This window comes from Streptococcus gallinaceus (genome assembly GCF_040545695.1).
Taxonomy (GTDB): domain Bacteria; phylum Bacillota; class Bacilli; order Lactobacillales; family Streptococcaceae; genus Streptococcus; species Streptococcus gallinaceus.
In genome coordinates this window covers 190,743-217,550 of record NZ_JBEPMK010000002.1, presented here as the reverse complement: position 1 = coordinate 217,550, position 26,808 = coordinate 190,743, and the positions used below count along the sequence as shown (strand labels likewise).

Sequence of the window (26,808 nt, the reverse complement as noted above, 5' to 3'; positions counted from 1 at the left end):
TAAAAGAACTTCTAACTACAAGTTAGGAGTTCTTTATCACATAAACAGGAGAAACAATGAAATATAAGTCTCTTATCTATGTAGGAGCTGTCACAGCTGCTCTTGGAGTAGCTCAAGTTGCTGGTGAACAAGTTTTGGCAGACAGTATTGTGTCAGATCCAACCCTTAAAAAGGCTGTAGAAGATGAGAAAGTATCTGGAAGGGTAGCCGTCTCTCTAGAATCAGGAAAGGCAAAGTTAACCTTGTCTGATTTGTCGGTAACGGTTCGCCAAGTAAAAGCTATCCTATGGACAAAGAAAACACAGGCATCCCCGAAAGAAATTACCTTTACGAAGGATAGCAATAACCAGTACCAAGCTCTTGCTGCAGGAGATGGATTGGTTGAAAAGGACAGTTCAACCCCTGTATTTGTCCAATTTGAAGTGGTGACGGAAACTGGAAAGACACTTGTTTTTCAGGATTATCAGTTTGTATGGAAGACAGAAGCAGAAGGGATTGAAAAGACAACTCTGTCCTCTAGTACTGAAGTAGACCTGACCAAGGAAACGGCTACTAGTTCGACAACTTCTTCGTCAAGCGCAGCGACTAAAACATCCACACTAGCTAGCTCAACTACGGGAACTACAAGTAAGTCTAGCACTTCGACAGAGACAAGTTCGACAAGTAGTACAAAGGCAAGCCCTGCTAAAAATGAAAAAAATACTGTAACAAGCCCTGCAACAAAAATTGTGCTCGGCCCTGGTTATGGTGCAGCAGGGCCAAAAGTTGATGGCACGCTGAACATTCGTAATGTCAATACAGTTGCAGGTACCTTTGATGTGGTGATTAGCAACGTAGTTGGTGCTTCAACGATTCAAACCGTTCAGGTACCGATTTGGACAGATGCAAATGGTCAAGATGACATCAAATGGTATACGGCAACCAAGCAAGCTGATGGTACATACAAAGTAACGGTAAACAAGAGAAGCCATAAAAATGGAGTTGGCTTGTATCATGCCCATCTCTACTATCAGTATAGTACTGGCAAGCACCAAGGAATTGCCAGTACAAGCTTTACCTTGCCAGAGCCAAATGGGTATTCAGGAACCTTGTCCATCCAAAATGTAAATGAGGGACAGGGAACTTTTGACGTGGTGGTGTCGAATGTGATTGGGAATGGTATCCAGTCAGTGCAAGTGCCAGTGTGGACGGATGAAGCTGGTCAAGATGATATCAAGTGGTACACAGCTGTAAAACAAGCCAATGGGATTTATAAAGTAACCGTCAATAAACGAGACCATAAAAATGGTGTCGGGAAATACCATGCGCATCTTTATTACCAATTAACCAACGGTAGCAAAAAAGGGATTGCAACGACTAGCACGACCATCCAAAGTAGACCACAAGGGAAGTTGACAATCACAAATGTGAACAATCAACAGGGAACCTTTGATGTTTTGGTGTCAAATATTGTGTCTTCGAAGGCAATTTCTAGTGTTCAGGTACCAGTTTGGACAGAAGAGGCAGGTCAAGATGATATCAAATGGTACACGGCTGTAAGACAAGCCAATGGTACTTATAAAGTAACCGTCAATAAAAAAGACCATAAAAATGGTGTTGGAAAATACAATGTCCACCTCTATTATACCTATAGTGACCAGACCAAGAGTGGCATTGCAACAACGACGACCAATCTCAGCTTGCCTGTTTCAGGAAAACTGACGGTGGCCAACCTAAATGAAAAAACAGGAACTTTTGACCTGATTGCTTCTGATGTGGTTGGAAAATCAAGCATTCAAGCTGTACGAATTCCTGTATGGACCAATGCCAATAATCAGGACGACCTGAAGTGGTATACAGCTACCAAACAAGCTAATGGCACGTATAAGATTACCATCAACAAAAAAGACCATAATAATGAAGTCGGAATCTATCATGCCCATCTGTATTACAAATACAGCGATGGTGAGTTGCAAGGGATCACTACAACTAAGCTAGAATTGCCAGCGGATAAGCCGTCAGCCTCCGTTCGTATTACCAATAATAACACTTCTAACGGTGGTTTTGACGTTGTTGTGACCAATGTCTGGGTTCCAGGTAATTTGGAGTCTGTTCAGGTTCCAGTATGGTCAGAGGTCAATGGTCAAGATGATATCAAGTGGTATACAGCAGTCAAACAAGCAGATGGTAGCTATAAAGCTAGTGTTTCAGCAAGTGACCATAAGTACAGTACTGGAGCTTATCAAGCCCATGTGTATCTAAAACAAACAGATGGTAAGCAATTTGGAGTAGCGACTACAAAAACAAATGTTGCTATTACCAATACCAATCCAAGAGCAGTAGCAACGATTAGCAATATTGATAATACCTATGGCACCTTCGACGTTGTCGTGAAAAATATCTACGCACCAGCAGGGATTGACAAAATCGAAATCCCAGTTTGGACCGATGCGAATGATCAAAATGATATTATCTGGTATCCAGCTGAACGCCAGTCTGATGGTACTTACCGCATTACAGTTCGTCTTGCAAACCATAAGTATGAACAAGGCAAGATCAATGCCCATGTCTACCTAACAAGCCAAGGTCAGCGCTATGGTGTTGCTGCAACATCTGCGACAGTCAACTACGTTAAGAAGACAGGTCAATCCTTTATTGATATCAGTAGCCACAATGGTGAATTGTCAACAGATGATTACCGCAACTTGATGCAACAAGGCGTGGCGGGTGTTGTTGTTAAATTGTCTGAAGGGACAAGTTACCTCAACCCGTATGCAGCTAATCAGATTAAGAATGCTCAGGCTGTTGGCTTGAAAGTATCAGCCTACCATTACTCTCACTTTACAGATGCTAATTCTGCCAAAGCGGAGGCACGCTATTTTGTGGCAGCAGCCAATAAATTAGGCTTGTCAAAAAATATCACGATGGTAAATGACATTGAAGAACCAAAAACGCGTAATAATATCAATACCAACATGAAAACTTGGGAAGCAGAGATGAGGAGCTTGGGCTATTCAAATCTGGTTCATTATACAGGTGCAAGCTGGTTGGATAAAAACGAGGTAAATGTCAAAGGTCCGATTAACATCGCGAATTTTGGCATGAGTAATTTGTGGGTGGCGCATTATCCTTATTATAGTGGGATGTCCGCCAATCAAGCTCGTGAGATGGCCTATTATGCAGGTGCAGCAGCATGGCAATTCACCTCTGTTGCCTCACTTCTCAGTGGACATTCTAATTTTGACTTAAATATTGACTATTCAGGTCGATTTACAAACTAAAAAAGCTAGGGAAACCTAGCTTTTTTATTGTCTTCTGAGAAGTTTTTTGATGACTTGAAGTGTTTTAAATTTGAGTGGATGTGGATAGTAGCGGAAGGTTCCCATTTTTCGGACAATGTAGCCATTAAAATTTTGCTTAAAGCGAAGAACTCCGTCACTGCCGTCAAATTGTCCTGTTATCCCCAAAAATGAATAGAAGGAGATCCCGCGTTTTAGGGCTTCGCGCATGGCTGCCTCTTGTAAGACAATCGGTGCGTAGAATTTGTTGAACTCGGTCAGTGAGCCGCTAAAGAGGTAGACTAATTCATGCTGGGTATAAACAAAGAGGCTAGCAGCCAGTGCAATATCTTCTTGGCCGTATTTGGCTAAGAGAGTTTGGGCTTCTTCTTTTCGTGTCTCAAATGTAGCGATTTGGCTGGCGATTTCCCGTGATTCATTTTGCTTTTTCTTAGAATTTGGTTGCTGCTCCAAGAAGGAATGAATGGTTGCCAGTTTGTCTTGTAATTTCAGTTCTTGCTGGCTGAGGTTTTCAAGATAGTCTTGAAAGTTGATTGTAGCCAAGAGAAATTGAGCACGGTCACCGAAAGCGTCATAGAAGTCTTGGTAATAGTCAAGTGACTTGTCAGCATATTCGCGACGTTCAGAAGTGGCAGAAGTGATGACCTTGAATTGGGACAATTCTTCTTTTTTCAGAACTTGGACTTGAATGCCGAAGGTGTTGGCTTTTTTGAGGAGTGCCTTGCCTTTTTTGCTAAATGAATTTGGCAGAGTTTCCTGGGTCACATTTGCCAAATTTTTAACGTAATGCCAGTCGGGTTCACCACCAGGATAGCCAGTTTGTAAACCGTCAAAAGCATAACCGACACTGGTCAAATCTGTAATCAGTTGCTCGTTTTCTTCGGAACTTGGCTGCCCATTGCTATCAAAGGTTTGATAGGTGTCGTAGGGTTTGACAATCAGTTGGAGAGCACCATTTTCTTTGGCGTATTTAGCCAATTCTCTGTAGAATTCAGAAAGGTATTGTTTGTCGGAGGACACAGGACCAGAGTTCATTTCCATGTGAAGGCCACCAGTCATCGGAAGGCTGTAGAGGATACCAGATACTCGGACGATTCCTTCCTTTTTCAAGCCCACGAATTGTGTTTTCATGCCTCGTTTGCTGAGCAAGTTAGCCATTTCTTCCGTTTGTAAGAAAGAGCGCTCAGTCACGGTTTGGGCATGTGCCTGATATTCTTCGAGGCTCAGTATGGCGAATGTCATGATTGTTTATTCCTCCGTTTTTTACGGATTGTGTAGGCTAGATTGAAGAGTCCGTATAGCGGGCTGACAGGCAGGTTGAACTCACCGATAAATTCTTCAATCATTGGGTTGAATTTGGATTTGAAATTGTAGAGTCCGCCGTCTAATTTATTTTCAATTCCGCCCATATTTTGCTGGGTGATGCCCATATTTTCAAAAGCGTGGAGCGCTGTTTTATACCAGGTTGCAAGAGCAGGTTGGTAATGTTTGAATTCATCATCCATGCCGGCGTAGATGTTTTCAGACGAGGTTCCAAAGTTGAGAGAAAGGGTCGCAGCTAGGGGGACAATCGTTTTTCCTTGGTCTAAGTAGTGTTTTAAAAATTCGAGTTCAGCTGTTAAGCGCTCGATTTCTTTTAGCGTTGCATTGACCTTGGTTTCGCGCGTATTTTCAGTAAAGGTCGCTTTGAGTTCTTCTTGCTTTTTCAATTCCTGTTCTTGCTTTTGGTAGCGAGAAGCAACGTCTAGGCGGGCCATGGTGATGTAGGCGTCATCACCGTAGGTGCGGAGTAATTTTTCATAGTAATCTTGATTACGGAGATGAATACTTTTACGAGCTTCTGTTTTTTTCATGAGGCTGGCAAATTCTTCAACCAGATTGAGGTGTCCTATTTCAATGACAGCTCCCTTATTTTCAGCAATCCGCATCAACTGGCGTACTTTTTTAGGAATGGCTTCAGGAACAAAATCTTTTGCGTAAATGTTCGCTTGGAAGCGTGGCTGAATCGTTTCAGAAATGTCTTCCGTACGACCAACCCATTTGCAGCCAGCTTGTTCCAAATTTTCGATAACTAATTTTGCCTGCTCTTGGTCTTGTCCATCTTGGTCTACCAAATGCTGTTGGAAATAAATAGACGGATCAAATTTGATAAAGATTGCGCGTTTGCTTTTTGCGACTGTCTTCAATGACTTCATCACGAAGGCTACCAAGTCTTTATCCATGTAATCCATGATTGGTCCACGTGGGATGTAAATCATGGTCAAACCAAGTGGTAGGGGTTGGATGAGAATGGATGCGACTGCTACCAGAGTGCCGTCTTTGAAAAAGCCGAGACGTTCATTGCCCCAAGCGTCTTTGATTTGTGCCCAAGAGCTGCTTTGAAGGAGGTTGACTTGTGGATGTGCTTTGACAAATTCGTCGTGTTCTTGGGCGGAGATGCCCACTTTATAAGAATACATTACTTTAATACCCACTCTCTAATAGCATGTGCAACACCAGATTCATCGTTTGATTTGGTGATGTATTTGGCGATTTTTTTCAGTTCAGGATTTCCATTTTCCATGACAACAGGATTACCAACAACTTCAAGCATGGAACGGTCATTCTCCTCGTCACCAATTCCCATTGTTTGGTCCAGGGTTAAGCCAATTTTTTCAGCCAAGCCAATAATGGCTTTTCCTTTGCTGGCAGTTTTTGGAGTGATTTCAAGATAGAATGGTGCAGATTTTGCGATGTTGAAGCGCTCAAAATAAACCGCAGGAATCTGTTCGATAACGGCATCCAAAATATCAGGTTCATCGACCATCATCATTTTGATGATTTCTTTCTCGGCCATTTCTTCTGGAGTACGGTAGAAGACGGGTGAATTGACCAACATGGCTTCGTAGACGGTGTATTTTCCGATGTTGCGATTTGCTGTAAACATTCCTTGTTTGGTGGATGCATGCATAGGAACTTGAAGGCGACGTGCCAATAATTCCAAATCTAGGTAATCGTCGTAGGACAAGGTTTCTTTTAAAACATCCTCACCAGTTGCAGTGTCTTGTACGAGCCCGCCGTTGAAGGAAATCACATAATCACCAGGTTCCGTCAAGTGTAATTGGTCCAGTAAGTGGTGGACGCCAGAGATAGGACGTCCTGTGGTGATAACGATTTTCACACCTGCAGCTTTGGCGTCTTGGACAGCCGCAAAAACCTCGGGTGTAATTTCTTTTTTACTATTCAAAAGGGTGCCGTCGATATCAACGGTCACAAGTTTAATGCTCATCTGATTCTCCATCTGTAAAATGATCGTTTTTGATAAAAAATGTTTGAAAACGCTTGGTCTGTTCTGCAAAGATACCTGTTGACTCCAGCATTTCTTTTGGGAAATAGAAGCGGCTATCGCCGTGCACGGTTCCTGCAAGGGAGGAAACGATAGGAGACAGCTGCGACAACTCAATCAGGCTACCATCTTTTCGGATAATTTCGATTTGTGTTCGTTTCTTCTCGGCATCAGGCCGGTAAATATCGTAAGGCAAATCAAAATTATGGTGGATAGCTGTATAGTATTCAGGGTCAAAACCGACATCTGCAACGATACTGCGTAATTGGTCTAGCTGTTCTTCGTCTTGGGCAGAAAAGGTAATAGATTTCAGCACTTTTCGATTGATGTAGCGCTGTGCCAAGTCGGACAAGGTCCGATCTGGTCCGTCAATCCAGGTCTGAAAATAGGTATTCATTACGCCATCATCCAGCCCCAGATAATCTTCCAATGTCACACGGTGTTCGAAGAAGGGGACCAGCTTTGGTGATGAAAACTGGAAGAAGTCTTTTTCTGCAGTATAGAGTACCTTTGCACGATCCAGTAAATTTTGCAAAAGGACTTCCATGGACCGGCTTGCAGGGTGGAAATAGACCTGCATGTACATCTGGTAGCGACTGAGCACATAGTCTTCTACCGCGTGCATACCTGATTCGCGAAAGGCGATGCCATTTTCCACAGGGCGAATGACCCGTAAAATCCGCGTCAAGTCAAATTCCCCGTAGCTGGCACCTGTAAAGTAGGAATCTCTCAGCAGGTAGTCCATTCGGTCAGCATCAATCTGGCTCGAAATGAGCTGGACAACTTGCTTGTTTGGGTAGGTGTGGTTGATGACACTTGCCACTTTATGCGGAAAATCTGGTGAAACTTGTGAGAGGACAGCATGGATTTCTGTTCCAGGACTGGTCATAATGGCACAAGTCATTTCTTCATGATCTGTATCAAAGAGCCGTTCAAATGTATGAGAATAAGCACCATGTCCGACATCGTGTAGGAGGGCGGCACACATGGTCAAGAGTGACTCGCTCGCATCCCAACTATCACTGTATTTTTCTTCAAATTTCTTAGTAATTTGTCGGGCAATCTCATAAACTCCCAAGCAATGCGAAAAGCGGCTATGCTCGCCACCATGGAAAGTATAGGAAGTTGTTCCCAACTGCTTGATGCGGCGTAGTCGCTGAAATTCTTTGGTATTGATAAGTTGGTAGATGATCTCATTGTCCACATGAATATAGTTGTGAACTGGATCACGAAATACTTTTTCAATCATGTGACTATTATATCAAAAAAGGGCATTTTCTGCAGTTTTGGACTGTCGGAGGAAGCTTGAAAAGTTTTTATTTACGAAATGCCCCATTTCTCGTATAATTAAATAATGACAAATAGAATGATTTTACACGGCATCCAAGGACTCTTGGTGCTGATTATTATTGCCATTTTGAGTATGATTGTTGGGTACGCCCGAAAAGAAAGGGTCAATCTGAAAGAGCGCTTTTGGACAGGTTTTTGGATTGGCTATGTCACAGATCTGCTTGACACCTTGGGAATTGGGACTTTTGCAACAACGACCACACTGTTTAAAGTGACCAAGTTAGTGGAAGATGACCGAAAAATTCCTGCTACCATGACGACAGCTCATATTATCCCTGTCTTGGTTGAGGCCTTGCTATTTATTACCATCGTTAAAGTGGATCTTGTGACGCTTGTCGCAATGGGTGTAGCTGCATTTTCTGGGGCTTACGCCGGAGCTCGGGTGACACAGCATTGGAATACGAAAATGGTGCAACAGATTCTCGGAACCTTGCTGATTATTGCAGCAGGATTTATGATTTTCCGAATGTTGACCAATCCAGGTGCAGGTTTGACCGACCAAGTGAGAGGGTTGACAGGTGGAAAATTGGTGCTAGGTATCCTTTTTGACTTTGTAGTGGGGATGCTGATGACCATGGGCTTGGGGAATTATGCTCCAGAACTCATCTTCTTTTCACTGATGGGGATTAGTCCTGCGGTCGCTTTACCGGTCATGATGCTCAATGCAGCCATGATTATGACAGCTGGCTCAAAGCAATTTATTGAGTCTGGTCGGGTGAGTTGGCCTGGGGTAACAGGGATTATCAGCGGTGGTGTACTGGGAGTACTGACTGCAGCTATTTTTCTAACGCATTTGGATATCAATAAGTTAAAAGTATTGGTCATCGTTATAGCCATTTATACAGGTGGGATGCTATTGCGTTCTTCTTTCGTAAAAACAATTCAGAAAAATAAATAAGGAAATTTTTTATGCAAATTCGACTTAAAAATGAAATCAAACTGGATGATCAGTTAGAAGTGATTGATCAGATTTATGATGTGGAAGTGACAGAAAAAAATAATCAGCACTATCTGGTTTTTACCAACGAAGAAAATGAAAAAGTGATCATAAAAGCTGGAGACAAAGAGTTGGTGATGACACGTTTTTCAACACCGAAATCTCTGATGCGATTTGTCTTAGAAGAAGAAGCCATTGTCGTCATTCCGACACCAATGGGCTTGCAGCATTTTGTGACGGATACCTATGCCTACAGTTTGCATCGTGAAAATCAGGCAATCCAGCTTCAGTATGATTTGAAAGCCTTGGGCAGCGACCAGATTTTCGCCTCATATAAGATGGATATTCAGTGGTTTGAATAAGACTGCCCGACTTCCTCAGTAGAAAATGGTTGAAAAAATACCAATTTTTGCTATAATAAAATGAAATCGAGGGAGTAGCTTGCAACTTTTGGGTTGTGACATTGTCGTCAGTACGAAGAATTTCCGGCAATGTATGAAATAGCGAGACTTGTTTTACAAAAAACAGGTCTCTTTTCTTTTTGTCAGCTAGGCAGGAAGAAAAGGAGAGACCGCAAGGAGGAAATTTTGTTGAAAGAACAAAAGCGTGAGTTGTACTATACACTCGAAGAAGAGGCTGTCTTAGCATCTGTAGAGTCTTCACATGAAGGCTTGAGCAAGGCTGAGGCAGAAAAACGATTGTCTGAATACGGTCGTAACGAGCTGGCAGAAGGTGAGAAACGCAGTGTCTTCATGAAATTCTTAGACCAATTTAAGGATTTGATGATTATCATCTTGATGGCGGCAGCGCTTCTTTCTGTGGTAACGGAAGGAATGGAAGGGTTGACAGATGCCATTATTATCATGGCGGTTGTTATCTTGAACGCAGCCTTTGGTGTTTACCAAGAAGGACAGGCTGAGGCAGCTATCGAAGCCTTGAAATCAATGTCTAGCCCACTTGCTCGTGTTCGTCGTGATAGTCATGTTGTCGAAGTAGACTCGAAAGAATTGGTGCCAGGGGATATCGTTCTTCTAGAAGCCGGCGATGTTGTTCCTGCTGATATGCGCCTCTTGGAAGCTAATTCACTTAAAATTGAAGAAGCAGCTTTGACAGGTGAGTCAGTTCCTGTTGAAAAAGATCTTTCAGAATTGGTTGCAGCTGACGCTGGTATCGGTGACCGTGTCAATATGGCTTACCAAAACTCAAACGTTACTTATGGACGTGGGGTTGCCGTGGTTACTAATACGGGTACCTTCACAGAGGTCGGTCACATCGCTAACATGCTGAATAATGCGGATGAGACAGACACACCGCTGAAACAAAACTTGGATAATCTGTCTAAGATTTTGACTTATGCTATTTTGGTTATCGCAGCCATTACATTTGCAGTAGGTGTCTTTATTCGTGGTGAAGCGCCACTTGCAGGTTTGATGACAGCTGTTGCCCTTGCTGTTGCAGCCATCCCAGAAGGACTTCCAGCAATCGTTACCGTTGTCCTTTCACTTGGTTCAACTGTTCTTGCAAAACGCAATGCCATCATCCGTAAATTGCCAGCTGTAGAAACACTTGGTTCAACAGAAATCATTGCATCAGATAAAACTGGTACCTTGACCATGAACCAAATGACCGTTGAAAAAGTTTATACAAATGGTCAATTGATTTCATCTGCGGCAGAAATCGCGATGGACAACAACACACTTCGTGTCATGAACTTTGCCAATGATACAAAAGTTGACCCGTCTGGTAAATTGATTGGTGACCCAACAGAAACTGCCCTTGTACAGTACGGTTTGGACCATACCTTTGATGTGCGTGAAGTTCTTGTGAACGAACCGCGTGTCGCTGAGTTGCCATTTGACTCAACACGTAAGCTCATGTCTACGGTTCATAAGCAAGCAGACGGTCAGTATTTCATCGCTGTAAAAGGTGCCCCAGACCAATTGCTTAAACGTTTGACTCAGATTGAAATCGCTGGAAAAGTTCGTCCAATCACAGACGAGGACAAAAAAGCTATCCTCGCAACAAATAAAGACCTTGCTAAACAAGCTCTTCGTGTCCTCATGATGGCTTATAAGTACACAAGTGACATTCCGACATTGGAAACAGAAATTGTGGAAAATGACCTGATTTTTGCAGGTCTTGTCGGTATGATTGACCCAGAACGTCCAGAAGCAGCTGCAGCGGTGCGTGTCGCTAAGGAAGCAGGCATTCGTCCAATCATGATTACCGGTGACCACCAAGACACAGCTGAAGCGATTGCGAAGCGCTTGGGAATTATTGACCCGAACGATACAGAAGACCATGTCTTTACAGGTGCTGAGCTCAATGAATTGTCTGATGAGGAATTCCAAAAAGTCTTCAAGCAATACTCTGTTTACGCGCGCGTGTCACCAGAGCACAAGGTGCGTATTGTTAAAGCTTGGCAAAAGGAAGGTAAGGTTGTTGCCATGACAGGTGACGGTGTCAACGACGCGCCATCTCTGAAAACAGCCGACATCGGTATCGGTATGGGTATCACGGGTACAGAGGTTTCTAAAGGAGCTTCTGATATGGTCCTTGCGGACGATAACTTTGCAACCATCATTGTTGCCGTTGAAGAAGGACGTAAAGTCTTCTCAAATATCCAAAAAACAATTCAATACTTGCTTTCAGCTAACATGGCTGAAGTCTTTACCATCTTCCTTGCAACCTTGTTTGGTTGGGATGTGCTTGAGCCAGTTCATCTTTTGTGGATTAACTTGGTAACAGATACTCTTCCAGCCATCGCCTTGGGTGTTGAGCCTGCTGAACCAGGTGTCATGAAACACAAACCTCGCGGTCGTAAATCAAGCTTCTTTGATGGTGGTGTCATGGAAGCCATCCTTTATCAAGGTGCCTTCCAAACCCTCTTGGTGCTCGGTGTCTATGGGTTTGCCCTTATGTTCCCAGAACATGCCGGAAACGACCACATGATGCATGAGGATGCTTTGACAATGGCTTATGTGACACTTGGTCTCATCCAACTTGTTCATGCCTACAACGTCAAGTCTGTTTACCAGTCTATCTTCAAAGTGGGACTCTTCAAGAACCGCCTCTTTAACTATTCTATCCCAATTGCCTTTGTCATGTTGATGTCAACAGTGGTGATTCCAGGATTTAACAAATTCTTCCACGTGTCGCACCTTTCTGTGACACAATGGTTAGTAGTTGTCGTAGGAAGCCTACTCATGGTTATCTTGGTTGAAATCGTCAAAGCAGTTCAACGTGCTTTGGGACAAGACGAAAAAGCTATTTAATACAGAACCCCAGATTCAATTGAATCTGGGGTTTTTTGTTTTATTTTGAACTGTGGGCCCGTAACCAATGGTCAGTTAAAATAATTATTAAATCCCCTTGACTTTTAATATGTTAATATATTATAATATTCACGAACGATACAATATATTAACATAGATTTAACTTGTACCATGCTTCAAGATACAAATAGTTGTGTTGCTATATTGCATAAAATAAATATAAGGTTATAAGGAGGGACTTATGCTTTTTAAATCAACAGAAGACTTGATGGATTTAGGTGCGGAAATCACAACTAGAGAAATCAGGCAGCAGCCAGAAATTTGGAAAGAGGCCTTGACTATTTTTAAGGAAAATAGAGAAGACATTGCGACTTTTCTTGAAAAGGTTACGGCTAGCAGTGCAGATAAACCAGTTAAGGTTATTTTCACTGGTGCTGGTACCTCCCAGTACGTTGGGGATACACTGGTTCCCTATTTAAAACGGACTGGCAATCGTCAGCGTTTTGTATTTGAGTCTGCTGGAACGACAGACTTAGTGTCTGCGCCCTATGACTATCTTTTTGAAGAAGAGACAGTGCTTCTAGTTTCCTTTGCTCGTTCGGGGAATAGTCCGGAGAGTGTGGCTGCAGTTGCATTGACCAATCAAATTGTCCCAAATGCCTATCACCTAACCATTACCTGTGCACCAGAAGGACTTCTTGCTAGACAAGCGCAGGAAGATGGGAAAAATCTTCTCTTGCTCATGCCGCCTCGCTCTAATGATGCTGGCTTTGCAATGACAGGTAGTTTTACATGTATGTTCTTGACAGGTCTCCTTATTTTCGATGAAAGAGAGACGATTGAAACGAAAGAGAATTATGTTTCCTATCTTTCTAAAATGGGGCAGGACATTCTCGGTAGAGAAGAAGAAATCCAGGCGCTGGTAGACTTGGACTTCAATCGGGTTGTCTATCTGGGTTCTGGGGCAATGGCTGCGCTGACACGAGAAGCGCAATTGAAAATATTGGAATTGACAGCAGGAAAAATTGCGACCATGTTTGACTCTTCAATGGGTTTCCGTCATGGTCCAAAATCATTTGTAGATGCGAAAACAATCGTGATTGATTTTGTGCATAATGATTCCTACACACGGCAGTATGATTTGGACTTGTTGGAAGAAGTAGCAGGAGATGGCATTGCTCTCAAGACAGTAGCAATTGCTCAAAAAGGGGAAGTCAGTTTTTCAGGATATACTTTTGAATTATTATCAGATATGACGTTACCAGAGGGCTATCTTGCGTTAGCGGCTATTTTAGTAGCACAGATTTTTGCATTGTTCACCTCTATTAAGATAGAAAATACGCCAGACACTCCTTCTGCGACCGGAACAGTCAATCGTGTGGTTAAGGGTGTGATTATTCACGAGTACGATTCTAACTAAAATGAAAGGAAGACGATTGCTATGTGGACATTGACAGACCATAAGAAATCTTGTATGGAAAAATTATCAAGTCAAGAAGGATTTATCTCCGCTTTGGCTTTTGACCAGCGAGGAGCTTTAAAAAGATTGATGGCACAATACCAAGATGAGGAACCAAGTGCCACACAAATGGAAATCCTAAAAACATTGGTAGCAGAAGAATTGACACCTTTTGCCTCTTCTATGCTCTTGGATCCGGAGTACGGTCTTCCGGCTATTAAAAAGATAGATAGTCAGGCAGGTTTACTCTTGGCTTATGAAAAAACGGGCTATGATACGACTAGTACGAAACGTTTGCCAGATTGTCTGGATGTTTGGTCGGCTAAGCGTTTAAAAGAAGCAGGAGCAGATGCAGTAAAATTTCTTCTTTATTATGATGTGGATAGTTCAGATGAAGTGAATCAGCAAAAGCAAGCCTATATTGAACGTATTGGAGCTGAATGTGTAGCGGAGGATCTGCCCTTCTATTTAGAGATTTTGGTCTATGATGAGAGGACTCCAGATACAAATAGCCCGGAATATGCTAAAATCAAGCCAGGTAAAGTGATAGGAGCAATGAAGACTTTTTCTGACCCTCGCTTCCATATCGATGTTCTTAAGGTTGAAGTACCTGTAAATATGCATTATGTTGAGGGATTTACCAGTGAGCAAGTGGTTTACACACGTGACCAAGCCTTGACCTATTTCTTAGAGCAAAGTCAGGCAACGCAGCTTCCATTTATTTTCTTGAGTGCGGGCGTTTCTGCTCAACTTTTCCAAGAAACCTTGCGCTTTGCCAAAGAAGCTGGCTCAACTTTTAATGGAGTTCTTTGTGGCCGTGCCACATGGGCTGGTTCGGTCAAGGCCTATATAGAAGGTGGGGAGGATGCAGCGCGTGACTGGTTGCGTACTGAGGGACGCCAAAATATTGAAAGCCTGAATCTTGTTCTCCAAGAAACAGCAACAGCATGGACAAACCGTCTTTCGTAGAATAGATAAGAAAACACAGCTAGAGGAAGGATCCGTACTAGCTGTGTTTTTGTTTTGTTCAGAGAGGATTTTAGAAGCGCAGATTAGCGGTTTGCAATAATTTCAAATTTGTAGAAATTCCAGTGCTTGTAGCTCTCGACATATTCCAAGACAATGTCACTATTTGCTTGCTTGGTTTTTCTAATTTGTAAAATGGTTGGCTCTAACTTTTCAAGTTGGAGGGCTTGGTAAGCCTCATATGGAGTAGAAAAAGTTACTTCATTGGTTTCGGTATAAGGTTCAGATGGCATATGAATATCAAAGTCCAATTTGAAACGTTGATAAATAGATTTGAAGTGCTCTTTCTTAGCAGATGGGGTTAAAATATATCTTTCTGGAATGAAGGATTGTTGGTACAGGTAGGGACGATTTCCTGCTGTTCGAACGCGGATAATTTTATAGTAAAAATCATGGCTACCTAAGTTAAGTTCCTGTAGATATTTGGGTTCATTTCCTTTTTCAATAGAAAGAACTTCTACATGGTCATCTTTGAGTGGAAATAACTCGACATCGGAAAACTCGACTAGTTTTCCCTTTCGAGATCGGGATACGAAGGTCCCTTTTCCTTGTTTTCGAACAAGGTAGCCGTCCTTGACAAGTTCATTGAGTGCTCGAATCACGGTAATCGAACTCACCTTATAGAGTTGGACAAGTTCATTTTCGGTATAAAATTTATCGCCATTTTCAAATTTTCCTGATACAATTTGATTTTTTAAGTCATTTTGAATTTGTTGGTATTTAGGAGTTTTCATAGTAGGATCCTTTCGAGATCGTGGATAGAATATTTCTAACAGTTTTACATATTATACTAAATTTCTTCCAAAAATGGAAATAGAAATAGTATATTAAATTTTTAAAAAAACAACAAAAAAACACTTGATATAATAAATTAAGTATGTTAATATATAGATATAAAAAGAAAACGATTACAAAAGAAGGTGAGATGGAATGAAGTTTGAGATAAGAGAGGACTTTTATCTGAATGACAAACCCTTTAAAATTCTTTCGGGAGCTATTCATTATTTCAGGGTGCATCCTGATGATTGGTACCATTCACTTTATAATTTAAAAGCCTTAGGCTTCAACACTGTTGAGACCTATATTCCTTGGAATCTCCATGAGCCAAAGAAAGGGATGTTTCGTACAGAGGGGATTCTGGATATTGAAGGCTTTTTATCCATAGCACAGGAACTTGGTCTTTACGCTATCGTCAGACCCTCGCCTTATATTTGTGCTGAATGGGAGTGGGGAGGTTTGCCTGCATGGTTACTAGCGGAAAACGTTAGGGTTCGAAGTACGGATGAGAAATTCATTAGCCATGTTGATGACTATTATGCAAAGTTGCTTCCGATTTTGGCAAAGCACCAGCTGAGCCAAGGTGGCAATATTCTCATGTTCCAAGTGGAAAACGAGTATGGTTCTTATGGAGAAGAAAAAGCTTATTTGCGTACCATTAAACAGTTAATGGAAAAGTATGGATTAGAAGGTCCTTTTTTCACCTCAGATGGGCCATGGCGTGCAACCTTGAGGGCTGGTAGTTTAATCGAAGACGACATTTTGGTGACAGGAAATTTTGGTTCTAAGCCAGAGCAAAACTTTAACCAAATGCAGACTTTCTTTGATGAATATCAAAAAAAATGGCCTCTCATGTGCATGGAATTTTGGGATGGCTGGTTCAATCGCTGGGGAGACGAGGTCATTCGCCGAGACCCTGAAGAACTGGCTGAGTCAGTCATGGATTGCATTGCTCGTGGATCAATCAACCTCTATATGTTTCATGGTGGGACAAATTTTGGATTTATGAATGGTTGTTCAGCTAGGGGACAAAAAGATTTACCACAGGTTACGTCTTATGATTATGATGCTATTTTGGATGAGGCAGGAAATCCAACTGAAAAATTTTTTGCATTACAAAATCGCTTGAAAAACGCTTTTCCAGATATTGAGACTAATCAACCTCTGACGAAGGTCAGCAAAGCTTATCCAGCAGGGGAATTAAGTGATAAAGTTAGCCTTTTTTATTCACTAAAAAATGTAAGCGATATCACAAAGGCGTTTTACCCTCTAAATATGGAGTCTCTTGGGCAAAATACAGGGTATATCCTTTATCAGACAAGCATCGAGCGGGACAAGGGGGAAGCGGAGCGTTTTCGTGTCATTGATGCCAGAGATCGGATTCAGGTATATGCTGATAATCAGCATATTATAACCCAATACCAAGAGGAGATTGGTCAAGATATTCCTCTAGAGTTAAACCAGAAACAGACAGATATTAAAATCTTGGTAGAAAATATGGGACGTGTCAATTATGGACACAAGCTAGAAGCACCCACCCAGAAAAAAGGTTTGGGACGCGGTGCGATGGTGGATTTGCATTTTATAGGAGGATGGAAGCAATATAGCTTACCGCTAGATTCTATTTCTGAAATAGACTTTTCAGGAGAATGGCAGAACGGTCAACCGGCGTTCTATCGGTATAGAGTCACTCTTGATGAATTGGCAGATACCTATCTAGATATGACTGGATTTGGAAAAGGTGTCGTCTTTATAAATAATGTTAATATAGGCAGATTCTGGGAAAAAGGTCCTATTCTCACACTCTATGTACCCAAAGGATACTTAAAGAAAGGAGAAAATGAAATCGTCGTTTTTGAAACGGAAGGACGATATAGAGAGAGAATAACTTTTTCAGACAAGCCCAAAATAAAAACAATCTAAATTGAAAGGAAATTATTATGGCAATTATTGCAACACGTATTGATGGTCGTCTAATTCATGGTCAAGTTGCCAACCTTTGGACTACCAAACTTAATATTAGCCGCATTATGGTTGTGGATAACGATGTTGTCAACAATGATTTGGAAAAAACAGCTTTGAAATTGGCTACACCAGCTGGTGTGAAATTATCAGTATTAAGTGTGGAGAAAGCGGCCGCAAATATTTTGGCAGGGAATTATGATTCGCAACGCCTTCTGATTGTTGCTCGTCGTCCAGATCGCTTCTTAAGCCTGTTGGAAGCGGGTGTTACTTTCCCAGAACTCAATGTGGGGAACATGTCTCAATCAGATGAAACACGTTCAGTTACTCGTTCGATTAATGTTGTAGATAAAGATATCGCAGATTTTGATGCTATCAAGGCAAAAGGAGTCAAACTCGTCGCGCAAATGGTTCCAGGAGATAGTCCGCAGGACTTTATGACTTTGTTGAATAAGGTCAGATAAAATTGTAAAAAACATATAAAATTTTTAGGAGGAAACATCATGATTCAATGGTGGCAAATTTTACTACTTACCTTGTATTCAGCTTATCAGATTCTTGACGAGCTGACCATCTGTACATCGGCTGGTTCGCCTGTATTTGCAGGGTTTATTGCAGGTCTGATTATGGGAGATATGGCGACAGGCCTCTTAATCGGTGCTAGCTTGCAACTCATGGTTCTCGGTGTGGGAACTTTCGGTGGAGCATCTCGTATTGATGCAACATCTGGTGCGGTTCTTGCGACTGCTTTCGCTGTATCACAAGGATTGGATCCAGAACTTGCGGTTACATCAATTGCTGTACCAGTAGCTGCCCTTATGGTTTATACAGATATTGCAGGTCGTTTCTCAACTACCTACTTTGCCCATCGCATTGACAAGCACGTTGAAAACTTCAACTACAAAGGAATTGAAGTTAACTACCTTCTTGGTGCGCTACCTTGGGCTCTTTCTCGCGCCCTTCCAGTCTTTATCGCTCTTGCCTTTGGAGGCGGTGCGGTTGAAGCGATTGTAAACTGGATCAAAGAATACCAATGGATTGCCAATGGCTTGACGCTTGCTGGTCGCATGCTTCCAGGGCTTGGTTTTGCGATTTTACTTCACTATTTGCCAATCAAACGCAACCTTCATTATCTTGGCTTGGGCTTTGCTATCACAGCTATGTTGACTGTTATCTATGCAAACTTGCAAACTGTTGCAGGTACTTTGTCAAGTATTCTTGGTGCGGATACAAAAATGTTTGCAGCGGTTACCTTTAATGGTGCACCTTTCAAAGGACTTCCAATGGTAGGTATCGCCATTATCGGCGCAGCGCTTGCAACACTTCACTACAAAAACAGCCAAAATAAGACTGAGGTAGTCGTTCAATCTGTATCAGAAAGTGGGGAAATTGAAGATGACGAAATCTAATTATAAGCTAACAAAAGAAGATTTTAATCAAATCAACAAACGTAGTCTCTTTACCTTCCAGTGGGGTTGGAACTACGAACGGATGCAAGGATCGGGCTATCTCTATATCATTTTGCCACAGTTACGTAAAATGTATGGCGACGGCACTGCAGAATTGAAAGAAATGATGCGTAATCATACGCAATTTTTCAATACATCTAATTTCTTCCATACTATTATTACAGGGATTGATATGGCTTTGGAAGAAAGTGAAGGTACAGCATCAAAAGAAGCAGTTAATGGTGTGAAAATTGGTCTCATGGGTCCATTTGCTCCTGTTGGAGATTCGCTCTTTGGATCTCTTGTTCCAACCATCATGGGTTCTTTGGCAGCAGGTATGGCCAAAGAAGGCAGTCCCTTGGGAATTTTGCTTTGGATTCTAGTTGCAGGTGTTGCGATTAATATCTTCCGTTGGAAACAGCTTGAAATTGCCTATAAGCAAGGTACAAAACTAGTTACTACTATGCGTGATCGATTGACTGCGATTGTTGATGCGGCTTCTGTCATGGGGATTTTCATGGTTGGGGCCTTGATTGCGAGCATGATTAACTTTGAAGTATCACTCACCCTTCCAGTTGGAGCAGGAATTGATGTTCAAAACTTGATGAATATGATCTTCCCACGCTTGGTACCTGCTGTCTTTACTGGCTTTGTCTATTGGTTGCTTGGACGTAAAGGAATGACCTCTACCAAAGCAATTCTTGTCATCATCGTTCTTGCAATTGCAGCTTCTGCTTTTGGTTGGTTTGTGATGGGAATGAAGGCATAGTATGGCGAAAAAATTATTACTAATCAGCCATGGCTATTTCTGTGAAGAGCTGAAAAAAAGTACAGAAATGATTATGGGGCCACAAGAGAATATTGACAGCCTTCCGCTCTTGCCAGAGGAAAGTCCAGATGACTTTCGCAGAAAGTTTGAGGAGAAAGTGACAGAGTTGGGAGATGTGATTGTACTAGCCGACCTTATGGGAGGAACCCCTTGCAATGTGGCTTCCCGTCTTGTCATGGAAGGTGCTCAATTTGACCTTTACGCGGGCATGAATATGCCAATGGTGATTGGCTTTCTTAATGGCGTTTTGTTGGATGAAGAGGTTGACTTGGTGTCCTTTGGAGCGACCAATATTTACCATGTAAATAGCCTTATTTCCACACTAGAAGACGAAGATGAATAGTTTTGTCTTTAAGTATCCCACCCTTTCCTTTAAACTGGAAAGGGTGTTTTGATATTTGAATTGATTCTCTATTTTCGTTTGCGACCCAAACTAAAATATGATAAGATAGAGGCTAAAAAGGAGACATTATGAACTACGCACAAATTTTTTTAATGAATAATATGAACGCTTTTCCACCTGAGCAAATTCCGATGATTCAGCGTGAATTGGAGCAATTGGACGAACAATCATTGAACGCGCTGTTGATGACAGATATTAAGAATCCGACTGTTGCTCTTATTCTCAGTATTTTTGTGGGAGAGTTTGGTGTGGACCGTTTCTATGCTGGTCAAAAAGAATTAGGGATTGCCAAGTTGGCTTTGACGGTTATTTCCTTTGTTACTCTCTTTATTTTGATTGGATTTTTCCTTCTCATCGGGGTGTATATCTGGAAAATCGTAGATTGGTTCCTGATCATGGGGGCAACTCGTCAGTCAAACTTTGAGCGCTTGATGTTTAATCTGAATCAAGTAAAGGCTTTTCAAAGCAAAAGGAAGGCTGAAGCAGCAACTGTAGTAGCTGAGCAAGAGGGTGTTGCGAAGGAAGCACCAGTAGAAGAAATCATTATCGATGCGCCAGTAGTCGAAGAAACGTCAGAATCAGAAGAAGTTCAGTTGGACGAGTCAGACTTGGTTGTGCCAGCAACTGGGGAAGAGGTTGAGAAGCCTGTAGAAGCGTCAGAACAATAGACAGTTATAGGAAAAGGGGGAGCTGATAAAGGTTGCCCTCTTTTTTGTAAAACTTCTGTAATCTAACAGCTTGTTTCGTTATGTAATTGTAACCTAGCTAGGCTGTATTTTTTGCTATAATAAAAGAATGCAGTCTAGGAGGATTTATGCGCTCAACTCGATGGACTAAAGTCATTTTTATCGCTTATATCATTCTCTTGACTTGGGTCATTCTTTTTAAGATGGACCTGACCGAAACCATTTATCGGATGCAGTACAGTGGCTATCGGAGTCTGAATTTGATTCCATTTGCAGGGACAGCTGTCTATAATGGGCAGTTGGACTACCGTGAAATTGGGCTTAATATTGGCGTTTTTATCCCTTATGGCATCTATCTACGTGTCCTTCATACCAAGGAAAGTCGTTTTCATGATTTTCTGCAAATTGCCTTGTGCAGTCTTTTGTTTGAAGTCATACAGTTTTGCTTTTCAATCGGTGTGGCAGATGTGACGGATTTACTGGCTAATTCATTAGGCGGATTAGTGGGGATTGTGCTATTTGATTATTTGAAAAAAATTGGTAAGACAAAAGTTGTTGGTTGGATCAATCTGTGGAGTCTGGTTGGGATTCTTTTCCTGCTTCTATATCTGCAAATTCGGCGCTAGGAATTGGAAAAATCAAGGAATTTTGCTAGAATAAAGCTATGAATCTCAAAGAAAAAATACAAGATTTAGCAAGAGAAATCGGCATTTCCAAGATTGGATTTACAATGGCAGACAATTTTGCTTATTTGGAAAAATCATTGCGAGCTGCAGTGGAAGAAGGTCGGTCATCGGGCTTTGAGCATAAAAATATTGACGAACGAATTGAACCCAAGCTCAGTTTGGCCAGTGCCAAGACCATTATTTCTATCGCAGTAGCCTACCCTCGTCGCTTGCCCCAGCAGCCACAGAAGACAAAGTTTAAGCGTGGGAAAATCACGCCAAATTCGTGGGGGCTGGATTACCACTATATCATGCAAGACAAGCTGGAACGCTTGGCGCGTGGTATAGAAGACTTGACCGCTGACTTTGAGTACAAGGGCATGGTTGACACGGGAGCTTTGGTGGATACAGCTGTTGCCAGACGTGCAGGGATTGGCTTTATAGGAAAAAATGGACTGGTCATCTCCAAGGAATATGGCTCTTACATGTTTTTGGGTGAGCTGATTACCAATCTGGAAATTGAACCAGATCAGCCAGTAGACTATGGCTGTGGTGACTGTAATCGCTGTGTGGAAGCCTGTCCAACTTCCTGCCTGATTGGTGACGGCTCGATGAACGCCCGGCGCTGTCTTTCTTTTCAAACGCAGGACAAGGGCATGATGGATTTGGAATTTCGGAAGAAAATCAAAACCGTTATCTATGGTTGTGATATCTGTCAGATTTGCTGCCCCTACAATAAAGGAATCGACAGTCCGCCAGTAGTGGATATTGACCCAGACCTGGCTCATCCAGAGTTGATTCCCTTTCTGGAATTGTCTAACGGTCAATTTAAGGAAAAATTTGGCATGATTGCAGGCTCTTGGCGTGGGAAAAATATTTTGCAGCGCAATGCCATCATTGCCCTAGCCAATAGTCATGACCGATCGGCTATTCCAAAATTGCTGGAAATCATTGATAAAAAACAAAATCCCATTCATATGGCGACAGCTATCTGGGCCTTGAGTGAGATTGTTAAGAAGCCTAGTCAAGACATGATTGACTTTATTGAAAATGTCAAAAGTGATGCGCCAGAAGTCTTGGAAGAGCAGGCAAAATTCCTAGAGATAGCCAAAATGGCGCAAGTATGATAAACTAAACAGTAAACAATAGAATGAGGTACCTATGGATACAGCAGAAATTCGACAAAAAATCGAAGAGCTTGAAACCAAATTGAACTCGTTCAGGGGGTCTCTTTGACTTAGATGGTCTAGAAGAAGAGATTGCCATCTTGGAAAACAAGATGACGGAACCTGATTTTTGGAATGATAATTTGGCGGCTCAAAAAACATCGCAAGAGTTGAACGAACTCAAGCAGACCTATAATAACTTTCGCCAAATGATTGATTTGTTTGATGAGTCAGAGATTCTTTTGGATTTTCTAACAGAGGATGAGTCGGTTCGTGAAGAGTTGGTAGAGAAGTTGGTTGACTTGGACAAGCTCATGACTAGTTATGAGATGACCTTGCTTCTTTCTGAGCCTTATGACCACAATAATGCCATCTTGGAAATTCATCCCGGTTCTGGCGGGACAGAAGCGCAAGATTGGGGCGAAATGCTTATGCGCATGTACATGCGTTATGGCAATGCCAAAGGCTTTACAGTAGAAACCTTGGACTATCAAGCCGGAGACGAGGCTGGTATCAAGTCTGTTACTCTGGGCTTCACTGGTCCAAATGCTTACGGTCTGCTCAAGTCTGAAATGGGCGTCCACCGTCTGGTGCGTATTTCACCATTTGACTCAGCCAAAAGACGTCACACCTCCTTTACTTCAGTCGAAGTCATGCCTGAACTCGATGACACGATTGAAGTAGAAATTCGAGATGACGAGATTAAGATGGACACCTTCCGTTCGGGTGGTGCCGGTGGTCAGAACGTCAATAAAGTGTCAACTGGTGTGCGTCTGACTCACATTCCAACAGGGATTGTGACCCAATCAACGGTAGACCGTACCCAGTACGGAAACCGAGATCGTGCCCTCAAATTGCTGCAGGCCAAGCTTTATCAAATGGAGCAGGAAAAGAAAGCAGCAGAGGTTGATGCATTAAAAGGTGACAAGCGTGAGATTACCTGGGGAAGTCAGATTCGCTCTTACGTCTTTACACCTTATACCATGGTCAAGGACCACCGAACCAACTATGAAGTTGCGCAAGTGGACAAGGTCATGGATGGAGATGTTGAAGGATTTATCGACGCCTATCTCAAATGGCGCATCAAATAAAAGAAGAAAGAAAGGCTGTTTTATCCTAGGATGAGACAGAAAATCTTATGGCAATTATTGAAATGAAAGACGTTTCCAAAAAATATGGGAACGGAACAACGGCTCTTCGTGGCGTGTCTGTTAGTGTGGATGCGGGCGAATTTGCCTATATTGTAGGACCTTCAGGTGCTGGTAAATCAACCTTTATCAAACTCCTTTATCGAGAAGAAAAAATTGATAAAGGAACCTTGAAAGTAGGTACGTTTAATCTTGGTAGCATCAAGAAAAAAGACGTTCCAATGCTGCGTCGTAGTGTTGGTGTCGTCTTCCAGGACTATAAACTTCTGCCACGTAAGACTGTGTTTGAGAACATTGCCTACGCCATGGAAGTTATCGGGGAAAAACCGCGTAATATCAAAAAACGGGTGATGGAAGTCTTGGATCTAGTTGGTCTTAAGCATAAAATTCGTTCATTCCCAAATGAATTATCAGGTGGTGAACAACAACGGATTGCCATTGCGCGTGCCATTGTCAACAACCCGAAAGTCTTGATTGCGGATGAACCAACTGGTAATTTGGACCCGGAAAACTCATGGGAAATTATGAACTTATTGGAGCGGATTAACCTACAAGGAACAACGATTTTGATGGCGACCCACAATAGCCAAATCGTCAACACCCTCCGCCACCGTGTTATTGCCATTGAAGATGGTCGTGTAGCGCGTGATGAAGTAGAAGGAGAATACGGTTACGATGATTAGACGATTTTTTAGACATTTTGTAGAGTCGCTGAAGAGTCTCAAGCGAAATGGTTGGATGACCATTGCGGCGATTACTTCGGTTACAGTTACTCTGACTTTGGTGGGAATTTTTGCATCTGTTATTTTGAATACAGCTAAGTTGGCTTCTGATTTGGAAAATAATGTCCGAATCAATGTTTATCTGCGAGCTGATTCGACAGACCAACAAGAAACGATCAAGAATGAAGCTGGTAATGATGTAAAAAATGAAAATTACAAAGCGATTTACAACCAAATTATGGCTGTGAAAAATGTAGAGAGTGTGACTTATTCGAGCAAAGACGAGCAGCTTAAGCATTTGACAGCAACTTTGGGAGATACTTGGAATCTTTTCTCCGGTGATGCCAATCCTTTGTATGATACCTATATCATCGACACAACAAAACCAGAATACGTGAAGTCCGTTGCCAAAGAATTGAAAAAGATTGACGGAATTTCAGAAGTCCGTGATGGAGAAGTAGAAACGGAGCGCATCTTTAAAGTAGCTTCCGTTGTGCGTACCTGGGGATTTGCAGCTACAGCACTCTTGCTCTTTACAGCAGTCTTCTTGATTTCAAATACCATCCGCATTACCATTATTTCGCGTAGTCGTGAGATTCAGATTATGCGTTTGGTGGGTGCTAAGAATTCCTATATCCGTGGACCTTTCTTGTTGGAAGGAGCCTGGGTAGGTCTCTTGGGCGCGATTGCACCTGCAGCCTTGGTTTATGTGGTTTACCATATGATTTATGGTTCTCTCAATGTGAGTCTGGCAACGCAGGACTTATCTTTGATTCCGCAAGGTATCTTTATCCCTGGTATGATTGTTGCATTGTTTGTAGTGGGAATTGTTATCGGGGCGCTTGGTTCAATGATTTCAATGAGCCGCTTCTTGAAAATTTAAGAAAACAAAAAACTGGAGATGTTCGGCATCCCAGTTTTTTATTGTTCTTGTTTTTGGATAAATTGTGAAATGGCTTGAACGATGGCTTGGTTTTGCTGACGGGCAGAAATAGTTGCCGCCTTGTCTTTCTTTTGAAGTCCATAATCGCCAAATTCACTGTGATTGCCACCTTCTATCTGAAAAAATTCAGTGCCAGAAGGCAAGCGTTTTTTTTTTTGGAAGATTGATAGTTGTCCCAGTTGAGAACGGCATCGCGACTCGCTGTGATAGACAAGACAGCTAATTTCTTTTTGGACAAGTCAGTTTTTTCTGAAGGGTAGGAAGCCAGTAAAATCAGTCCCTTGACCCGGTTAGATTCTTTTGAATCCATGGCAGCGACGACTCCTCCGAGTGAATGACCAGCAAGGTAGACAGAGTCTAGCTGTTTGTCTCCTATCAAGTTACCGGCAGCTTTGGTATTTAAAACGGGGAGCTCGAGCGGGCTTTTTAAGACATAGACATCGATATTTTCCTGGGCTAGATTCTGTACAAGAGAAGCATAGGCTTTCTCATCGACCAGCGCTCCTTGGTAAAAAATTATGCTCGTACGGGCCTTTTCTTGGTAGGGAAATAATCATAGGCAGCAGTGTGTTGGCTGGACTGACTAGCTTCTTGTGCGCTGGGACTTGCTGTGTAGGTCTGAAAATGTAAGAAAGTAATCCCCAAAATCAAGAGAGTGACAACAACTCCTAGGATGGACAGAATGATTTTTTTAAACTTTTTCATGATTTAAAAAATGGATTGAAGGCACATTCATGTGCGATGGTTGTTTCACGCCCGTGACCCGGATAGGCAGTGTAGTGACCTGGAAGAGTGAAAAGTTGAGTACGGATGCCTTCGAGCAAGTCCTCCAGGTTTCCGGTTGGGAGGTCAGTTCGGCCAATGGCACCACGGAAGAGAGCATCCCCTGTTAGGACAAATTCTCCCTCTGGGAAAAGGAAGGATACACCACCGATAGAATGGCCTGGTGTCGGAAGCACTGTGAATGCAAAGCCATCCAAGTCATATTCCCTGCCGTAGCTAAAGACATGCTCGGCTGGTCTGAAATCAATATCTGGCAACTCAGGATGGCGAGCCAGCCCATTTAACTCAGCTGTGTAGAGCCAGTGTGCTTCGTCTTGCGCCACATAGACAGGGGGCTGTCCAAAAGTATCTCGGACCAAGTCCAAACTCAAAATATGGTCGTAGTGGGTGTGGGTCAAGAGGATGGCGCTGACTGGTTTACCGATTTTCTCAATAGTTGCCTGAATGGTTTCCCAATCACTGCCGGGATCAACTACCAAAAGGTGGCTATCATTTTCAATATAGTAGGTATTTTCTCCTGCAACAGGATTAAATGAGCGATGTAATTTCATGAGATCTCCTTTACTTTTCGAATTCTCTTTTATCAGTGTAACAGAAATAAGGAGATTGAGCATGAATTTTGTTAT

Annotated in this window: 26 protein-coding genes; 17 read left to right on the top strand and 9 right to left on the bottom strand. The window is 42.3% G+C overall.

The features are described 5' to 3' along the window. The first annotated feature begins 56 nt into the window (after positions 1–56). Entirely contained in the window at positions 57–3,260 is a 3,204-nt protein-coding gene (locus tag ABID27_RS03330; RefSeq protein WP_354280234.1) for a GBS Bsp-like repeat-containing protein, read from the top strand. Between the two features lie 24 nt (positions 3,261–3,284). Here the strand turns inward: ABID27_RS03330 and ABID27_RS03325 are convergent, their stop codons facing one another. Genes ABID27_RS03325 through ABID27_RS03310 form a run of 4 tightly spaced genes read right to left on the bottom strand, consistent with a single transcriptional unit; the run spans position 3,285 to position 7,852 of the window. Beyond that, the gene (locus tag ABID27_RS03325) at positions 3,285–4,520 is read right to left on the bottom strand and encodes an aminoacyltransferase (protein WP_354280232.1); all 1,236 of its coding nucleotides are present in this window, start codon (positions 4,518–4,520) and stop codon (positions 3,285–3,287) included. After that, complete coding sequence (locus tag ABID27_RS03320; RefSeq protein WP_354280230.1) at positions 4,517–5,737, bottom strand: aminoacyltransferase; 1,221 nt, start codon at positions 5,735–5,737, stop codon at positions 4,517–4,519. Before ABID27_RS03320 ends, ABID27_RS03325 begins: the two co-directional genes overlap by 4 nt. Further along, complete coding sequence (yidA, locus tag ABID27_RS03315) at positions 5,737–6,546, bottom strand: sugar-phosphatase (RefSeq protein WP_253363713.1); 810 nt, start codon at positions 6,544–6,546, stop codon at positions 5,737–5,739. Before yidA ends, ABID27_RS03320 begins: the two co-directional genes overlap by 1 nt. After that, positions 6,536–7,852: an HD domain-containing protein gene (locus ABID27_RS03310; protein WP_354280228.1), complete on the bottom strand. Its 1,317-nt coding sequence runs from the start codon at positions 7,850–7,852 to the stop codon at positions 6,536–6,538. The genes yidA and ABID27_RS03310 overlap by 11 nt, the downstream gene beginning before the upstream one ends. A 105-nt stretch (positions 7,853–7,957) precedes the next feature. Here ABID27_RS03310 and ABID27_RS03305 point away from each other — a divergent pair, with 105 nt between their 5' ends. The 5 genes from ABID27_RS03305 to lacD all read left to right on the top strand — a co-directional run bounded on the left by ABID27_RS03305 (position 7,958) and on the right by lacD (position 14,593). After that, positions 7,958–8,851, top strand: coding sequence for a TSUP family transporter (locus tag ABID27_RS03305; RefSeq protein ID WP_354280226.1), 894 nt, complete (start codon positions 7,958–7,960; stop codon positions 8,849–8,851). A gap of 11 nt (positions 8,852–8,862) precedes the next feature. After that, entirely contained in the window at positions 8,863–9,252 is a 390-nt protein-coding gene (locus ABID27_RS03300; protein WP_253363719.1) for a YwiB family protein, read from the top strand. A 225-nt stretch (positions 9,253–9,477) separates the two neighbouring features. Beyond that, positions 9,478–12,165 carry a cation-translocating P-type ATPase gene (locus ABID27_RS03295; protein WP_354280224.1) on the top strand — a complete coding sequence of 896 codons (2,688 nt, stop codon included), beginning with the start codon at positions 9,478–9,480 and terminating at the stop codon, positions 12,163–12,165. Between the two features lie 241 nt (positions 12,166–12,406). Then, positions 12,407–13,585, top strand: a complete 1,179-nt coding sequence (locus ABID27_RS03290) for an SIS domain-containing protein (RefSeq protein ID WP_354280222.1) — start codon at positions 12,407–12,409, stop codon at positions 13,583–13,585. Positions 13,586–13,606: 21 nt separating this feature from the next. Then, positions 13,607–14,593 carry a tagatose-bisphosphate aldolase gene (lacD, locus tag ABID27_RS03285; RefSeq protein WP_354280220.1) on the top strand — a complete coding sequence of 329 codons (987 nt, stop codon included), beginning with the start codon at positions 13,607–13,609 and terminating at the stop codon, positions 14,591–14,593. A gap of 83 nt (positions 14,594–14,676) precedes the next feature. Here the strand turns inward: lacD and ABID27_RS03280 are convergent, their stop codons facing one another. Then, positions 14,677–15,384, bottom strand: coding sequence for a GntR family transcriptional regulator (locus ABID27_RS03280; RefSeq protein WP_253363727.1), 708 nt, complete (start codon positions 15,382–15,384; stop codon positions 14,677–14,679). A 196-nt stretch (positions 15,385–15,580) separates the two neighbouring features. Here ABID27_RS03280 and ABID27_RS03275 point away from each other — a divergent pair, with 196 nt between their 5' ends. From ABID27_RS03275 to ftsX, 11 genes are all read left to right on the top strand, one after another. Beyond that, positions 15,581–17,350 carry a glycoside hydrolase family 35 protein gene (locus tag ABID27_RS03275; RefSeq protein ID WP_253636080.1) on the top strand — a complete coding sequence of 590 codons (1,770 nt, stop codon included), beginning with the start codon at positions 15,581–15,583 and terminating at the stop codon, positions 17,348–17,350. A 17-nt stretch (positions 17,351–17,367) separates the two neighbouring features. Then, on the top strand, positions 17,368–17,853 hold the full coding sequence (locus tag ABID27_RS03270; protein ID WP_253363731.1) for a PTS sugar transporter subunit IIB: 486 nt from the start codon (positions 17,368–17,370) through the stop codon (positions 17,851–17,853). A gap of 39 nt (positions 17,854–17,892) precedes the next feature. Then, positions 17,893–18,798, top strand: a complete 906-nt coding sequence (locus ABID27_RS03265; protein WP_354280217.1) for a PTS mannose/fructose/sorbose/N-acetylgalactosamine transporter subunit IIC — start codon at positions 17,893–17,895, stop codon at positions 18,796–18,798. Beyond that, a complete protein-coding gene (locus tag ABID27_RS03260; protein WP_354280215.1) occupies positions 18,785–19,606 on the top strand; it encodes a PTS system mannose/fructose/sorbose family transporter subunit IID in 822 nt (273 codons plus the stop codon). The genes ABID27_RS03265 and ABID27_RS03260 overlap by 14 nt, the downstream gene beginning before the upstream one ends. A 1-nt stretch (position 19,607) precedes the next feature. Then, entirely contained in the window at positions 19,608–20,009 is a 402-nt protein-coding gene (locus ABID27_RS03255; protein WP_253363737.1) for a PTS sugar transporter subunit IIA, read from the top strand. Between the two features lie 128 nt (positions 20,010–20,137). Further along, positions 20,138–20,737: a TM2 domain-containing protein gene (locus tag ABID27_RS03250; protein WP_253363739.1), complete on the top strand. Its 600-nt coding sequence runs from the start codon at positions 20,138–20,140 to the stop codon at positions 20,735–20,737. Positions 20,738–20,883: 146 nt separating this feature from the next. Continuing rightward, positions 20,884–21,381: a VanZ family protein gene (locus tag ABID27_RS03245; RefSeq protein ID WP_253363741.1), complete on the top strand. Its 498-nt coding sequence runs from the start codon at positions 20,884–20,886 to the stop codon at positions 21,379–21,381. Between the two features lie 38 nt (positions 21,382–21,419). Continuing rightward, positions 21,420–22,547, top strand: coding sequence for a tRNA epoxyqueuosine(34) reductase QueG (gene queG / locus ABID27_RS03240; RefSeq protein WP_354280212.1), 1,128 nt, complete (start codon positions 21,420–21,422; stop codon positions 22,545–22,547). Between the two features lie 34 nt (positions 22,548–22,581). After that, positions 22,582–23,677 (top strand): peptide chain release factor 2 gene (gene prfB, locus ABID27_RS03235; protein WP_354280210.1). Its coding sequence is split into 2 segments (ribosomal slippage): positions 22,582–22,653 and positions 22,655–23,677, totalling 1,095 coding nucleotides; the frame shifts between segments, so codons are not numbered across the junction. A 47-nt stretch (positions 23,678–23,724) separates the two neighbouring features. After that, positions 23,725–24,417 (top strand): cell division ATP-binding protein FtsE, encoded by a 693-nt coding sequence (gene ftsE, locus ABID27_RS03230; RefSeq protein ID WP_253363752.1) that lies wholly within the window; start codon positions 23,725–23,727, stop codon positions 24,415–24,417. Continuing rightward, on the top strand, positions 24,410–25,339 hold the full coding sequence (ftsX, locus tag ABID27_RS03225) for a permease-like cell division protein FtsX (protein ID WP_354280208.1): 930 nt from the start codon (positions 24,410–24,412) through the stop codon (positions 25,337–25,339). The genes ftsE and ftsX overlap by 8 nt, the downstream gene beginning before the upstream one ends. A gap of 38 nt (positions 25,340–25,377) precedes the next feature. Here the strand turns inward: ftsX and ABID27_RS03220 are convergent, their stop codons facing one another. The 4 genes from ABID27_RS03220 to ABID27_RS03205 are packed head-to-tail and all read right to left on the bottom strand — an operon-like array spanning position 25,378 to position 26,733. After that, entirely contained in the window at positions 25,378–25,542 is a 165-nt protein-coding gene (locus ABID27_RS03220; RefSeq protein ID WP_354280206.1) for an alpha/beta hydrolase, read from the bottom strand. Further along, positions 25,512–25,898 carry an alpha/beta hydrolase gene (locus ABID27_RS03215; protein WP_354280466.1) on the bottom strand — a complete coding sequence of 129 codons (387 nt, stop codon included), beginning with the start codon at positions 25,896–25,898 and terminating at the stop codon, positions 25,512–25,514. Before ABID27_RS03215 ends, ABID27_RS03220 begins: the two co-directional genes overlap by 31 nt. Before the next feature lie 17 nt (positions 25,899–25,915). After that, positions 25,916–26,104 carry an alkaline shock response membrane anchor protein AmaP gene (locus ABID27_RS03210; protein WP_253363758.1) on the bottom strand — a complete coding sequence of 63 codons (189 nt, stop codon included), beginning with the start codon at positions 26,102–26,104 and terminating at the stop codon, positions 25,916–25,918. Next, positions 26,101–26,733 carry an MBL fold metallo-hydrolase gene (locus ABID27_RS03205; protein ID WP_253363760.1) on the bottom strand — a complete coding sequence of 211 codons (633 nt, stop codon included), beginning with the start codon at positions 26,731–26,733 and terminating at the stop codon, positions 26,101–26,103. Before ABID27_RS03205 ends, ABID27_RS03210 begins: the two co-directional genes overlap by 4 nt. Positions 26,734–26,808 lie beyond the last annotated feature (75 nt).

Bases quoted from the DNA above. Each gene is read 5' to 3' on its own strand.
- ABID27_RS03330 (WP_354280234.1), top strand. From the start codon at position 57: ATGAAATATAAGTCTCTTATCTATGTAGGAGCTGTCACAGCTGCTCTT.
- ABID27_RS03325 (WP_354280232.1), bottom strand. From the start codon at position 4,520: ATGACATTCGCCATACTGAGCCTCGAAGAATATCAGGCACATGCCCAA.
- ABID27_RS03320 (WP_354280230.1), bottom strand. From the start codon at position 5,737: ATGTATTCTTATAAAGTGGGCATCTCCGCCCAAGAACACGACGAATTT.
- yidA (WP_253363713.1), bottom strand. From the start codon at position 6,546: ATGAGCATTAAACTTGTGACCGTTGATATCGACGGCACCCTTTTGAAT.
- ABID27_RS03310 (WP_354280228.1), bottom strand. From the start codon at position 7,852: ATGATTGAAAAAGTATTTCGTGATCCAGTTCACAACTATATTCATGTG.
- ABID27_RS03305 (WP_354280226.1), top strand. From the start codon at position 7,958: ATGACAAATAGAATGATTTTACACGGCATCCAAGGACTCTTGGTGCTG.
- ABID27_RS03300 (WP_253363719.1), top strand. From the start codon at position 8,863: ATGCAAATTCGACTTAAAAATGAAATCAAACTGGATGATCAGTTAGAA.
- ABID27_RS03290 (WP_354280222.1), top strand. From the start codon at position 12,407: ATGCTTTTTAAATCAACAGAAGACTTGATGGATTTAGGTGCGGAAATC.
- lacD (WP_354280220.1), top strand. From the start codon at position 13,607: ATGTGGACATTGACAGACCATAAGAAATCTTGTATGGAAAAATTATCA.
- ABID27_RS03280 (WP_253363727.1), bottom strand. From the start codon at position 15,384: ATGAAAACTCCTAAATACCAACAAATTCAAAATGACTTAAAAAATCAA.
- ABID27_RS03275 (WP_253636080.1), top strand. From the start codon at position 15,581: ATGAAGTTTGAGATAAGAGAGGACTTTTATCTGAATGACAAACCCTTT.
- ABID27_RS03270 (WP_253363731.1), top strand. From the start codon at position 17,368: ATGGCAATTATTGCAACACGTATTGATGGTCGTCTAATTCATGGTCAA.
- ABID27_RS03265 (WP_354280217.1), top strand. From the start codon at position 17,893: ATGATTCAATGGTGGCAAATTTTACTACTTACCTTGTATTCAGCTTAT.
- ABID27_RS03260 (WP_354280215.1), top strand. From the start codon at position 18,785: ATGACGAAATCTAATTATAAGCTAACAAAAGAAGATTTTAATCAAATC.
- ABID27_RS03255 (WP_253363737.1), top strand. From the start codon at position 19,608: ATGGCGAAAAAATTATTACTAATCAGCCATGGCTATTTCTGTGAAGAG.
- ABID27_RS03250 (WP_253363739.1), top strand. From the start codon at position 20,138: ATGAACTACGCACAAATTTTTTTAATGAATAATATGAACGCTTTTCCA.
- ABID27_RS03245 (WP_253363741.1), top strand. From the start codon at position 20,884: ATGCGCTCAACTCGATGGACTAAAGTCATTTTTATCGCTTATATCATT.
- queG (WP_354280212.1), top strand. From the start codon at position 21,420: ATGAATCTCAAAGAAAAAATACAAGATTTAGCAAGAGAAATCGGCATT.
- ftsE (WP_253363752.1), top strand. From the start codon at position 23,725: ATGGCAATTATTGAAATGAAAGACGTTTCCAAAAAATATGGGAACGGA.
- ftsX (WP_354280208.1), top strand. From the start codon at position 24,410: ATGATTAGACGATTTTTTAGACATTTTGTAGAGTCGCTGAAGAGTCTC.
- ABID27_RS03210 (WP_253363758.1), bottom strand. From the start codon at position 26,104: ATGAAAAAGTTTAAAAAAATCATTCTGTCCATCCTAGGAGTTGTTGTC.
- ABID27_RS03205 (WP_253363760.1), bottom strand. From the start codon at position 26,733: ATGAAATTACATCGCTCATTTAATCCTGTTGCAGGAGAAAATACCTAC.